Origin of the sequence: Dapis hubbardiae BLCC-M172, assembly GCF_050016015.1 — a bacterium.
Classification (GTDB): Bacteria; Cyanobacteriota; Cyanobacteriia; order Cyanobacteriales; family Microcoleaceae; genus Trichodesmium.
This window is the reverse complement of record NZ_JBNHEQ010000136.1, coordinates 174-14,700: the sequence shown is the minus strand read 5'-3', so window position 1 is coordinate 14,700 and position 14,527 is coordinate 174. Positions and strand designations below refer to the sequence as shown.

Below are 14,527 nucleotides of genomic sequence, written 5' to 3'. Positions count from 1 at the left end.
AAACCCCTACGATAAAATCTTACAACTGTGTATTGGGAATTTTAGACTATAAATATGTGCAAGTATCAGTTATATAGGAATCAGGAATGAGATGTGAGAAAAACTGTAGGGGTTTGGTTTCCAAATCCCATTATTTTAACTATGCTTTGGAGACCAAAACCCTACGATAAAATCTTACAACCTATTTACTGGAGTTTAGACTAACTATAGCTGATAGCTAAATGCTTACCAAGAGATAATTTCTAATTGGTAATTAGAGATAGTTTTCATTATCCACTATCCATTATTTATTATTCATTATCAATTAAATTAAGTACGGTTTTAACCATAGGTAATTATCCATTATTCATTATCCATTAATAAAAAGTATGTTATCCTAAATAAGCAGAAATTGGTAATAGTTACCGAAAAATAAAGGTATAAAGCCTTCTCTTTCAAGAGAAAAAGCGGTCGTTTGCGGAGCATTCCGTTAGGATGGGATGGATGGGTTACCTAACCATATCCAATCGACCAAGAGAAAAGTGTTAGGATATTTCGTTATATTCAATCCTCTTGATTTTCCTTGAGGTAATTATCCATTATCCATTATCAATTATCAATTAATTAATGATGTGAAACCTAAACTTTTAAACAATCGCTATCGAGTTATACGAGCCATCAGTAGTGGTGGATTTGGGGAAACCTTTTTAGCACAAGATACCCAAATGCCTTCTGGTCGCTACTGCGTAATTAAGCAACTTAAAGTAGTTACAAATAATCCTGATATTTACCAAGAGGTACTACAACGCTTTCAACGAGAGGCGGCCATTTTGGAAGAGTTAGGGGAGACTAATACTCAGATACCTAAATTATATGCTTATTTTAGTGATACAGCAGGTCAATTTTTCTTAATACAAGAATGGATAGAAGGAGAAACTCTGGCAAAAATAGTAGAAACTACAGGCAAAATGACCGATAGTTATGTTCAGAAAATACTGATTAGTTTACTATCTGTTATTAATTATATACATAGTAAAAATATTATTCATCGAGATATTAAGCCGGAAAATATTATTTTGCGTCAAGCAGATGATTTGCCAGTTTTAATAGATTTTGGGGCAGTAAAAGATTCTATTTCTACAGCAATTAATTCTGAAAACAATACACCTGTTTCTCTTATGATTGGTACTCCTGGATATATGGCTTTTGAACAAGCTGCGGGAAGACCAGTTTATGCCAGCGATTTATATAGTTTAGGATTAACAGCTATTTATTTACTCACAGGAAAAGTTCCTCAAGATTTGGAAATGGATTTACAAACAGGAAAGATTATTTGGCAGCAATATACTAATAATTTAACTCCTAAGTTAGCCGGAATTTTAGATAAGGCAATTCAACCTAATATTAGCGATCGCTTTGGTACAGCTAGAGAAATGTTGGAAGCTTTACAGTCTGATTCAATTCAGGTTTTTACCAATGAAATAAAACAGTCATCTCCATCCTTAGTAGTTATCAATAATTATGAGAAAACAACAAGTTTAGATTCACCCATAGATAAATATTTAGAACTACCTTTAACTCAACTATCTATCATTCGCAGAAATTGGCAGAAAACTGCAATTATTAGCAGTGCTATTGGGAGTTGTTTTTTGATTGGTATTTTGCTCAAAAATATCTTGATTAAATCTCCCCAATCAGAATTAGAAATACCAACCTTTCCCACACCACCTACCACAGAATTAGTAACATCAATTTCTCAAACAGAAGCTAAAGAATTAATCCAAACTTGGTTAAATGCAAAAAAAGATATATTTGCTCCTCCCTATAATCAAAAACTTGCTGCTGAATTGACAACAGGACAAGTGTATGATACAATTATGTCCTCAAATGGAGCGATCGCTTGGTTAAAAGAAAACAATGCTTACTATCAGTATGGAGTTCAAAAAATAGACAGTATTGAATATTTTTCAACCCAAGGAAATCAAGCAACTATTCAAGTCAAAATTACCGAAGAATATCAACTATTTAAAAATAAGCAATTAGAAAATCAAAGGTCAGGTTCATCCCAATTAACTGTCATATATAATTTGCAATTTATAGACGGTAAATGGAAAATAGCTGCTTCTAGAGTTATTTAGAGAACAGGGAGTAGATTAACCATACATCCAGATGCTAAATTAGGATGAGGATAAATTCAGTCTCAAAACTAAATTTCGAGGAATTATGTCCAATACTGAAATGAGCAATTGGGATATTTCCCAGCTAAATCGTAGACATTTTATGAAACTGTCTGCTGCTGGCGTTGTCTCTTTAGCAGCGATGGAACTATTACCAGAGGCAACTAAGAGTGGTAGTGCTGATACGGTAAATGGTAACTTTGAAGAAAAGTATCAAATTTTCGTGCCTGTTGAAGCTGCTCGATGGGGTGGAAGTCAAAGTGTTACTTTGCGATCGGGAGATACTATTAAAGTTAAGATTCCCAGGCGACTGAGAGAAAATTCCAAGTTGACAGTTAAAAGGGTCGGTCTTGAAGGAAACGACGTGACTCTAATCTGTCATACTCTTTACGATACCAATGGAACAACTGCTGACAGTATTAACGAGGAAATAAATCAAGCTAACTTTATCAAAAAGGAACTGACGAAAGACCGTTGCCATACCATTTACGAATCTTTGGAAAATGGTAAGTTTGTTCGAGATTTAGTGGCATTAGATTTGCTGGATTATGTAATAGAATCTTCCAAACTAGATGAAGATATTAGCCAACGGTATTCGATCGCTAGTAATAATTCTCGTTTAAAAGGAATAGAAGAGGCGATCGTAGATACCTTGGCAAAATCTAAGTTACGCAAAAAGAGGAAAAAGTCTATCACAGGAACTTTCCAATACATTCGCGCTGGCGAACCAGTTCCAGATTTTGCAGCATTAACAGATTTGAATGCTATTGTTGCGGGTTCTAATCTTCCAGAACAACTGAAGCAACTTTACTTAACGGCAAGTGCTAAATCTAAGGCAGTTACCGTAGACGTTATTATCGTTCAGTTGATTAAGGAAAAACTGAACGGTCAAAAAGAGGATGACTATTTATCGGTTTGGGAGAAAGTTCGCAATGGCGAGAAAATTTCTGACGGAGAGGAAAAAACCTTAGCATCCCTAGATCGATTTATAGAAAATTCTGATATTTCAGAAACCAGCAAAGCGCTTTATTTAGTAGCCAGGGTCTTAGGTGAAAAAGGTGACTCGCAAAAAGATCCTCTTCAGGAAGCGATCGAGAGCAGCAACAAACTCACGGACAAGGAAAAACATATCTATAATCTTGCTTACAGTCTAGCTGTTAAGGGCGAGTCAAATGAACAAACCGAGGCGGAAGTTGTGCAGTATGCAGTAGCTACATTCCACAGAGATTTGAGTGAAGCAGAGGAAAAAGCAGAGGCACAAGACTTTGCTGAATATGTAAAACCTATAGCGGCTAAATTGATGAAATGGCTCATCGCCAAAGCTGACATTCCTCCAAGTTACCAATGGGCTTCTTTTGCACTTGTCGGGCTAGTTACTGAACAGAAAGGATCGGATGTAGCATCGGCAGCAGCAGCATTAGTGCCTACAACAACAAGTGTTCTCAGCGTATTGGGAGTAAAAACGGGAACGGGTGTTGCGATTAGTAGCTTAAGCGGTGGAGCTGCCACCACTGCAACTTTAACTACTTTAGGAGGCGGCTCTGTTGCTGCCGGAGGTTTGGGAATGTTGGGTGGCTTGGTGGTAGTAACTGGTGGTGCTGCCTTAATTGGTGCTACCGGGTTGCTGTCGGTTGCTCTACTAACCCGAATGGACGGAAAAGACTATGTAAACTTGGGAATTGCAGGAACAGTAGGAGTGTTAACCAGTGCAACTGTAGCCCTTGCTGTTTGGACTGGTGCTGGTGCTTTGGGTGTCGCAGGTTCTCTATCGGGGGCAGCAGCGATTACTGCTACCATCTCCGCTCTGGGTGGATTAAGCGTTATGACTGGCGGTGTGGCTTTGATTGCCCTTGGTACTGGCTTTGCTGTTTGGTCGGTTCTCAAAGGCAAAAAGTCAAAGGGCGATATCTTGAAGGAGTTAGAATCTTGTGCTTATATGTTAACGGAACCCAGTGATGACCCCTTGGTTCAGTTCATTCAAAAAAATTTGCCCAAAAAGTATGAACACGAAGACTTCTATCTAGCCCCTGCGATTCCTCTGGACAAGCTTTACAATGCCATGTCTATCTACGGCTATCTCGATCCGGGAGAAAAAATTCTGGCTTTAATAGATACTAGCGGAAATCATAATGCTAAAGACGGCATCTTGCTAACAGATCGCAAAATCCTATCAAGGGCAGCATATTCAAATGCTGAATATGCGAGTTATTCAACATTAAGCTGGTCTGAAATTTTTCAAGTATCTAATACTATGCTAGAGAGCTACAGCGACGCAGCAGAGTTTGCCCGTTTCCTAATAAGACTCCAAGAACAGGTGCAAGGTTAGGCGATCGCTCTAAAAAAGCATACCACCAACGAAACCTGAAAGCAAACTTATATCATCAGAACTTACGCATTATATCATGTTCGGATAATCACTTATAATAAACTTATTGCGACTGGAACGGAGTGGAAGCAAGCAATCTCAGGGGTTTGAGATATCTCTTCCATCTATATCCTAATCATAACTATTCAACCGAACATGATATTAGGTACTAGAAACTAGGGTTTGAGATTGCTATCCGTTCCGGACTGCTCCGCAAACCCTATCGGTTGCTATCGCAAAGCTGTCGCTTTTTCCTGACGGAATGCTCCGCAAACATGTCGCGGAGCGTTAACGGAGTTGTGCGCCAGCTAAACGCAATGACGAAAATATGTTGTACTGCGTAAGTCCTAATCATTTTCGATTAAATATTTACAGCGGTTTTCATTTCAGTCAACCACAGTAGGGACGTTCCATGGAACGTCCCTACAAAGTTTTGTTTGTGACGATGTGGTTTATCAATATGAAAAACGCTGTATTATAATTAGAAGCTCTCGTAGTATTGCTCTAGCCTTATCTGTAGTTAGGGCTAGAGCAATACCACAAACAAAAACTTTTTTATAAGTGATTATCAGAACATAATATTATTCAAAAAAGAATGTTTGGTATGATAACTGATAACTAATAACTGATAACTGAAATGACTAACTACTTATCAACATATTTTTTAGTATCTCATGGTAGTCGCGACCCACGACCAAAGCTAGAATTAAACAAACTAGCTGAACTTTTATCTGGACAAATACCTTTAAGTAAATATTTCAGAAAGCATAATAATATACTAAAATCTCCTGTGATTACTACAGGTGTATTAGAACTTGGACCAAAACCTTTACACCAACAAATAGAGGATTTTTGGGAATATACACGATCGCTCAATATTACTCAAATGCAAATAATACCTTTATTCCTTTTACCCGGAGTTCATGTCACCGAGGATATTCCCGCAGAAATTGAGATATTCCGAGAACGGGTAAAAGCGAGTGCTACTTTAGATATAGTTTTGCAGCAACAAAAGAGCAACTTAAAGCTTGCAAATCAATTAGAACTTACGCAGAAACCGGGTTTATCCAGGAAATTTCCAGAATTGAAAGACAATAAACACGGAAATAAACCCGGTTTATTGTTTGAAGAAATTAATACCCCTGTTAAAATCAATTTGTCTCCTTATATTGGTTCCCATCCAAAAATGGCAAGTCTACTAGCAACTAAAATAACTTCTGTGAGTGCTGACGCTTGGGTACTTATTTCTCATGGTAGTCGTCGCTCCGGTGGTAATAATGTTGTGGAAAAAATATCCCAGTCACTCGCCAGTAGTTGCCAAGTTTTAGTGTCTACTGCTTATTGGTCTGTTCCTCCTGACCTCAAGTCTAGGATTGAGATATTAGTTAAACAGGGATATCGAAAAATTGGAATTTTACCTTACTTTCTGTTTAATGGGGGTATTACTGATGCGATCGCCGATAGGGTTAATCAACTATCTCAAATATATCCTAATATTAAGTTTCATCTGACTACTCCTCTTGGAGCAACAGAGGAGTTAGCAGAGTTGGTTTCAGATTTGCTCGAAAGCGGTTACAGCAGTTTTCACGTCAATGAACCACATTAAAAAAATAATAACCCAGTAGTGGACTGTTTCATCTAAAATGGTGCGTTACATTATTGGGGGGCGGGTTTCTACAGATGGAATAAACCCGCCCCTACTATTGCACAATAGTAGCTAAAACAATCCAGTAGTAGACTGACACAACTAAAATGGTGCGTATTTATTTTGGGGCGGGTTTATTCCATATAATATTTAAACTCGTTAATTTAACGTAGAAACCCGCCCCTACTATTGCACAATAGTAGCTAAAACAATCCAGTAGTGGACTGTTTCATCTAAAATGGTGCGTATTTATTTTGGGGCGGGTTTATTCCATATAATGTTTAAACTCGTTAATTTAACGTAGAAACCCGCCCCTACTATTGCACAATAGTAGATGAAACAGTTTAGTAGTAGACTGACACAACAATTTAACGAGGGAACCCGCCCCTACTATTGCACTATTTAAGGTGTGTCACCCTACTACAATTTTGCTCAGAAACCTGGTTTTTCCTAAATGTATATTATGAAAACAGCAATTTATCCGAAAAACCCGGTTTCTTTGCGTGTAAGACAAGATAGTTGTCATTATCAATTATCAATTATCCATTATCCATTATTAGTTATTCCCGAATTATATGAAATCATCTATACCAACAGAAACAGACCTAGTGTTAATAGGAGGCGGTCATAGTCATGCGATCGCTATCCGCAAATTTGCTATGAACCCCATACCAGGAGTTAGACTAACCCTCATCACAGATGTATATCACACTCCCTACTCTGGAATGTTGCCTGGATATGTGGCAGGTTTATACAACTTCGACCAATGTCACATCGACTTGCGTCCCCTCGCCAAATTTGCTGGCGCTAGAATATTTGTAGACCGTGCTATAGGTCTAGACCTGGAGAAAAATCAGGTACTCTGTGCTAACCGCCCCCCTGTAAATTTTGATTTACTTTCCATTGATATTGGTAGCACTCCCGCTAGTTTGACTGTACCCGGTGCAACAGAATATGCTATTGCGGTCAAACCTATATCAAAATTTCTCACCTATTGGCATCATATCACGACAATGGTTTCGGAGTCTCCCACACAGAAAATGCGGATCGGAATAGTCGGTGGTGGTGCGGGGGGAGTAGAATTGGCTTTTGCAGTGGAAAGTCATCTCCATCAGATTTATCGCAATGCTAAACAACCTACTGATAATTTGTCATTGCATTTATTTCAGCGGGCAACGAGACTATTACCTGAGCGTCATCGTTGGGTAGGAAAGGAAGTTGAGAAAATTTTGAAAAGTCGCGGTGTGGTATTGCATTTAGAGGAAAATGTTGGGGAGGTGGAAAACACAGATTTTTCCACGGATGCGGGGATGAATTATGGAAAAACTCAGGCAACAAGCGATAGTAATTTTGCCACGGATAGTGACACTGATTTTGACACGGATGAACGGATTAATTATAGGAAAACTCAACCAACAAGCGATAGTGGTTTTGCCACGGATGAACGGATGAATTATGGTAAAACTCAACCAACAAGCGATAGTGGTTTTGCCACGGATGAACGGATGAATGCTGACAATGATTCTGCTACAGATGCAAGGATGAATGAAACGCCTCATTCTTCCTACTCTACTCCCAAAATTATTCGTTGTGATTCAGGTTTGGCAGTAGAATGCGATATTCTGTTTTGGGTGACTCAAGCATCGGCAGCACCTTGGTTACAACAAGCAGGTTTGGCAACAGATGCCAGAGGTTTTATTTTAGTCAATGATAAATTACAGTCTATTTCTCATCCCCAAGTTTTTGCAGCAGGGGATGTGGCAACAATGGTTAATCATTCTCGCCCTAAAGCTGGTGTGTTTGCAGTGCGACAGGGAAAACCTCTGTTTGAAAATCTCCAACGCGCTCTCCTGGGAAAACCGCTCAAGTCATTTATACCTCAGAAAAAGTTCTTGATTTTGATTGGCACTGGTGACGAACGGGCGATCGCTTCCCGTGGCAGAATAGGTGTTGGTCCCTATCAGTTTCTGTGGCGTTGGAAAGACCGCATTGACCGTAAATTTATGGATAAATTCTCTAATCTGACAATGGAAAGCAGAATGGAGAAAGCAGAAGGCAAAAAGAAAGATTTCCCGATGCACTGTGCTGGTTGTGGAGCAAAAGTTGGTAGTCGGGTTTTGGAGAATGTGCTGCACAAAATTCCACAGGAAATACAAAGGGATGATATTTTGATTGGTATAGATACGGCTGATGATGCTGCGGTGGTTAGGGTGCCAACTGATAAAGTGATGGTCCAAACGATAGATTATTTTCGGGGGTTGGTGGATGACCCCTATTTGTTGGGAAAAATTACAGCTAATCATTGTTTGAGCGATTTATTTGCTATGGGAGCGATGCCTCAAAGTGGATTAGCGATCGCTACTATTCCCTACGCTGCTCCGACTAAACAGGAGGATAGTTTATATCAATTGTTATTGGGAGCAACGGAAGTTTTGAATCAAGCGGGTGCTGTATTGATGGGTGGTCATACAACAGAGGGAGAGGAACTTGCTTTTGGTCTCACCTGTAATGGTTTAGCATCACCAGAAAAACTATTGTACAATAGAGGGATGCAACCGGGAGATGTGCTGATATTAACCAAAGCTTTGGGAACAGGAACATTATTTGCTGCGGATATGCGTCTCAAAGCAAGGGGACGTTGGATTGAAAGTGCTATTAAATCAATGTTGGTTTCTAATCAGAATGCTGCCCAGTCGTTATTAGAGTATGGTGCGACTGCTTGTACCGATGTAACTGGATTTGGATTAGTCGGACATTTGTTGGAAATGCTGAAAGGGCAAAAAGTAAGTGTGGAATTGGATATGGAAGCTATTCCTGTTTTGCCAGGAGTAACTGAAACTTTGGCAAAAGGTATTTTTAGTTCTCTGTATCCAGAAAATCTGCAACTATCTGCATCAATTGAAAATCGGGAACAGGGGAGTCTGCATTCTGTTTATCCGTTGTTGTTTGACCCGCAAACTTCTGGTGGGTTGCTTGCTACGGTGCCTGCTGAGTCGTCGAGTGCTTGTTTGAATGCGCTGCAACAGGAATATTCTGAAAGTAGGGTTATTGGGCGAGTGTTATTGTTAGAGACTAGAATGCTGCCCATTAAAATTAATTTTTGACCAAGAAATAAGGTACTGAAACTAGAGGTACTGATAACTGATAATATGATGTGATCTCAGATTTAGATAATTACTATACCCAAGTCATTGCGACTGGAACGGAGTGAAAGGAAGCAATCTCCGCGCACCCCTGAGATGGCTTCCTTTCGTCGCTGCGGACGACTGTTCAATCGGATTCTATTTAACTCTCTAATGATCTAATTATATCAAATCCGGTTAAACAGTTATAGATTCCTTAAGTCAGGAGGAGTCAGAAGTCAGGAGTTAGTAGGAAAGAGAATTACAAAGATTTAGTAGTTATAATTATTGGAGATTTTTTTATGTCCAATCAAACGAATTTGATATTATAGTCATTCTGAATAAGACTGGGACGAGTGTTTCTTTCCTTGAAAGGGTTTCAGCCAAAAAAGTGTTTCATCCTTATTTGAAATGACTATATCAATTATCCATTATCCATTATCCATTATTAATTATTAATTACCAAGGACTACCAACCATAGTAAACCCCGCCCAATAATAAGGATGAGATAAATCTTGATTATCAAACTCCCCTAAAGCTGAGAAATTGTTCGTTAAAATCTGTTCCGAAATAATTAGAATATTCGTTGGTACGAGTTTGTTCTAACATGGTTATTACTTGGTTGGAATCCGTGGCAACTGTAAGAGGATTGGTATTAGGAGTATCAATTATTTTTAAGATTTGTTGGGTGTCGGTGGTACTATTAATGGATGATTCTGTTTGTGATTCGGCAGTTGTTGTGTTGGCTGTTTGGTTATTGTTACTAGGGGTTACTGTGGAAATTATTTCGGAAGTTGTAGTTGTTGAAAAAGTGTTGTTTTCTTGGGAGTTTGTGGTATTATTAGTATTTTGATTTGTTCCTTCATTCTGAAGATTGAGAGATTCATTTGTGGGAATAAAGTTATTAGTATTTGGGGAATTACTCTGAGTAGGAATTTCTGCTGTAACAGTGTTGCTCGTATCAGTATTAGTATTAATAATTGTTTCAGTTCCATTAATAGCTTGTACTGTTTGAGTACCTATATTGATTTGCTCGGCTGTATTTTCAACAGTGGCATTTCCATTAATAGCTTGTACTGTTTGAGTACCTATATTGATTTGCTCGGCTGTATTTTCAACAGTGGCATTTCCATTAGTTGCTTGTACTGTTTGAGTACCTATATTGATTTGCTCGGCTGTATTTTCAACAGTGGCATTTCCATTAGTTGCTTGTACTGTTTGAGTACCTATATTGATTTGCTCGGCTGTATTTTCAACAGTAGCATTTCCATTATTTACTTGTACTGTTTGAGACCCAATATTGATTTGCTCGGCTGTATTTTCAACAGTGGCATTTCCATTATTTACTTGTACTGTTTGAGACTCAACATCAAGATTACCATCTACTTGATTATTAATCTCCCCATCTCCATTCGTTGCTTGTACTGTTTGAGACTCAGCGTTTAAACTTCCTCCGATGTTAGTATCAATTTGAGCATCTCCATCTCCAGAGATTACAGTTTGGTCTTCACTTGTTACATCTTCCGTTGCGTCTATATCAATACCTCCTGCTTCTCCTTCTGAAGCAATTGAGTTTAAGTCGAGAGTAGTGATGGAACCGTCAGTTGCCTCTAGTTGGAGAATACCTGCACTGGTAGTACCTAAAGAGCTTAAGTTTCCTGTGGTTATTTGACTGCCATTAATTATGATGTTGCCACTAGGGCCGTCTGCTTGTGTCTCAACATTTCCTGTTTCTACTGTTGCTGTGCTACTCTGAATTATCAAATTACCACTTTCTGTCATACCGAAGGATGAGACATCTGCTAATGTTACACTTTCTGGAGCGTTAACTTCTACGTTTCCTCCTCTTCCTTGATTTGAGAATGAGTCAATATCACCACTTGAATTAATCTCACCTATTTCACTATTTACTGTGATATCACCTCCTTCTTTCATTCCTTCTGAACGAATACCACTAATATTAATACTACCTGGGGAGTTGAGGTTGACATCTCCTGCTATTCCTTCTTCTGAATATGTATTTAATGCTCCTGCTGCATCTATACTATTTTCACTCCGACTGTTGATGGTAATATTTCCTCCCTGCTCCATTCCTTGAGACAAAATTGTGTCTGTATGAATATGCCCTGCTGCTGTCAGATTAACATTTCCGGCGGTGCCTTTTTCGGAGAATGTTTCTATGGCTTGGGTGGCGGTAATTTCTCCCTCTTGACTAATAATTTCAATGTTTCCGCCTGTGGTGGGTTTTGAGTCGTTGAGGGCGCTTGCTTCTAATTTGCCTGTGGTAATATTTTCTCTAGCGTTGAGACTTATATTTCCTGTGCCGTCTGGGGAACGGGAGTTTATGGTTCCGGCAGTGGTGTCTATTCTGCTGTTGTTGCTGTTGAGGGTGATGTTTCTTGCTGTTCCTTTGGTTGCTGTTCCTTGGGGTTGGGGGATGAGGGTGAAGTTGTTGTTATTGTTAAATTCTTGTCTTTGTCTGACAAAACCTGATGCTAGATCAATTTTACCTGTTTCTATTGCGCCATCTGCAGTAATATCAATTTTTCCTGTGTCGCCTTCGTCTGCACCAGAAAATATTCTGGCAGTAGTAGTGTTAATATTGTTTCCTGCTTCAAGAATAATATCTCCCCCTTTACCTCTCCTGATATCCCCATCTCCCCTACTCCCCCGCTCCTCTACTCCCCCTCTCCCTTGCTCCTCTGGTGGTTCGGATGCGGAAATAATATTACTGTTTTCTGCAATATTAATGTCGCCTCCTGCTTGGAGGGTAATTTTTCCTCCGTCCGCGTCGGCGAAGGTGTAGATGTTGGTGGTAGTAATATTTCCTTGGGGTGCAGTGAGGTTAAGATTGCCTGCGTCGCCTCCTCCTGAATAGTTAGCAAGAAAGTCTCCATTGCTGGTGTCAATATTTCCGGTTTCTGATGTAATAGTAATTTCACCGCCTTGTTGTTGTCCGTGGGAACTAATAGTATTAGTGTTAATGTCTGTTTCTGCTTGGAGGGTGACGTTTCCGGCGTTTGCTCCTTGGGAAAATGATTGAATTGTTTGGGTGGCGTTTATTTCTCCTTGTTGGCTGGTAATACTAATGTTGCCTCCGTCGGCGGTTTGGGTATTACTGCTTGCTTCGGAGGTAATAATTCCTGTGGTGATGTTGTTTTCGGCTGCGATGTTAATTTCTCCTGCATTTCCAGCATCGGTGCTTTTGGCGGAAATGATACTATTGGGAGCTGTCATTTCTCCGGTGTTGATAATGATAGTGCCTCCATCTCCTCTGCCTTTGGTTTCTGTTAATATTTGACCTTCTAGTTGGAATGTTTGGCTAGGGTTAATGTTGATGGTGCCTCCTTTTCCGCTGTCGGATGTGGATGCCGATATGGTTGTGTTTTCGGCTATTGTCAGGTTTTCGGTTTCGATGTTAATAGTACCTGCGTCTCCACTATCTGTAGCTTCCACTGAGATAAAGCCTTCTCCTAAAATGTTTATATTTTCTGGTGCAAATATATTGATATTGCCTCCGTCTCCTATGGAAGTGGTGCGAGCAGATATGAAACCTTGTTCTGTGAAAGTAATATTGATATCTGAGTCAAATTCCCCTACTCCCCTACTCCCTATCTCCCCTACTCCCCTACTCCCCCGCTCCCCTACTTCCCTATACGGATTAATACTCAGGGTACCGGCGGGAGAATTTCCTGCTGTTTCGGCAAATATTCCGAGTTTTCCTGTGATTTCTAGTTCGTTGGCGTTGATGGTAATATTTCCGCCTGCTTCTGTGTTGGTGGCTTTTTCTCTGGCGGTGGCACTAATTTGGGCATTTTCGCCGATGGTGAGTTGTTGGGTGGTTATTTCTATGTCTCCTGCTTTTCCGGCGCTATTGGTTTCGGTGGTGAGACTTGTGCCTTTTTCTAGGGTGAAGTCTGTGGTGTTGATGTTGATTTGGCCTGCGTTGCCTTTGTCTTCTGTGGAGGCAGATATAGCTACTCCGTCGGATATTCTCAGGTTTTCTGTTTGGATGTCGATACTTCCGGCGTTGCCTGTGCCTGATGTTTCTACGGCGATGAAGCCTTCTCCTGAGATGTCGATGTTTTCTGGGGCGGTGATGAATATGTTGCCTCCGTTGCCTTCGGAGGAGGTGGAGGCAGAAATGAAGCCATCGTTGCTGAAAGTAATATTTAAGTCTGGGTTGTTTTTGTAGGGTGAAAGGCTGAGAGTTCCTGCGTTGGCGGTAGCTTCGGTTTCGGCGAATATTCCGAGTTTGCCTGTGATGTTTAGTTCGTTGGTGTTGATGGTGATGTTGCCTCCGTCTCCGTCGCTGGTTGAGCCTATTACTACTGTGGCGCTAATTTGGGCACCTTGGCCGATGTCTACGGTTGGGGCTTGGATGCTTATGGAGCCTGGGTTGCCTGCGCCTGTGGTTTCTGTGATGAGGCTGGTGTCTTGATCTAGGTTGAGGTTGTTGGCAAGGATGTTTATTGTGCCTGCGTTGCCTGCATTTTCTCTGCCTTGGGTGCTGGCTTGGAGTTGGCTGTTGTTGGTGAGTTGGATATTTTGGTCAGTTTCGAGGGTGATGGTGCCGGCATCTCCTTGGCCGTTGGTGGTGCTGAGAATGTCGGTGTTATTGAGGGTGATGTTACCGAGGCTGTAGATGTTGACATTTCCGGCGGGTTGGTTGCCTTTGGTGTCGCTTTCGATGATGACGTTGTTGAGGTTGAGGTTGCCATTGCTGATGATGGAGACTGGGCCTGATTGGCCTTGGGTGGCTCCTACCTCTATTTGTATTGTTCTCCGCTCACTAAGTTTTATACTTACTTGTTTACTGGTAATAATAGATAAGTCACTTAGTTCAAGGTTTCCTTGTGGTTGACTTTCTATTGTGACTTCCCCTGATTTTCCGTGTGAAGATAGGGTGAGTATTTCTGCGTTGCTGAGGTTGTTGGTGGTGATGTTAACTTCTCCACCATTTCCGGAGCCGTTTCTTCCTACTGAGAATGTTATGATTACTAATTGTTGTGTATCTCCATATTCTGGAGGGTTGAATTTTATTGTGTCTGCATTCAGAGATATCGCTCCCCCATTTCCTGAGTTGCCATTATAGGAAAAGGACATGGAATTGAGCCATTCTGTAGTGATATCACCAGTCTGAGTCGAGATAGTTATTTCACCCCCATTACCTTCATACGAATTGGAATTGAGCCATTCTGTAGTGATATCACCAGTCTGAGTCGAGATAGTTATTTC

Annotated in this window: 5 protein-coding genes; 4 read left to right on the top strand and 1 reads right to left on the bottom strand. The window is 40.3% G+C overall.

Annotated features, from left to right (window positions below; translation table 11 throughout):
• Nucleotides 1-611: 611 nt before the first annotated feature.
• The 4 genes from ACP6PK_RS12050 to selD all read left to right on the top strand — a co-directional run bounded on the left by ACP6PK_RS12050 (nucleotide 612) and on the right by selD (nucleotide 9,270).
• Nucleotides 612-2,117, top strand: coding sequence for a protein kinase domain-containing protein (locus ACP6PK_RS12050; protein WP_426559802.1), 1,506 nt, complete (start codon nucleotides 612-614; stop codon nucleotides 2,115-2,117).
• A gap of 85 nt (nucleotides 2,118-2,202) precedes the next feature.
• Entirely contained in the window at nucleotides 2,203-4,482 is a 2,280-nt protein-coding gene (locus ACP6PK_RS12045) for a hypothetical protein (RefSeq protein WP_426559801.1), read from the top strand.
• A 676-nt stretch (nucleotides 4,483-5,158) separates the two neighbouring features.
• A complete protein-coding gene (locus tag ACP6PK_RS12040) occupies nucleotides 5,159-6,127 on the top strand; it encodes a sirohydrochlorin chelatase (RefSeq protein WP_426559800.1) in 969 nt (322 codons plus the stop codon).
• Between the two features lie 614 nt (nucleotides 6,128-6,741).
• A complete protein-coding gene (selD, locus tag ACP6PK_RS12035; protein ID WP_426559799.1) occupies nucleotides 6,742-9,270 on the top strand; it encodes a selenide, water dikinase SelD in 2,529 nt (842 codons plus the stop codon).
• A gap of 541 nt (nucleotides 9,271-9,811) precedes the next feature.
• Here selD and ACP6PK_RS12030 read toward each other — a convergent pair.
• Nucleotides 9,812-14,527: beta strand repeat-containing protein (locus ACP6PK_RS12030; RefSeq protein ID WP_426559798.1), on the bottom strand; the 4,716-nt coding region annotated here is incomplete at its 5' end.

Bases quoted from the DNA above. Each gene is read 5' to 3' on its own strand.
- ACP6PK_RS12045 (WP_426559801.1), top strand. From the start codon at position 2,203: ATGTCCAATACTGAAATGAGCAATTGGGATATTTCCCAGCTAAATCGT.
- ACP6PK_RS12040 (WP_426559800.1), top strand. From the start codon at position 5,159: ATGACTAACTACTTATCAACATATTTTTTAGTATCTCATGGTAGTCGC.
- selD (WP_426559799.1), top strand. From the start codon at position 6,742: ATGAAATCATCTATACCAACAGAAACAGACCTAGTGTTAATAGGAGGC.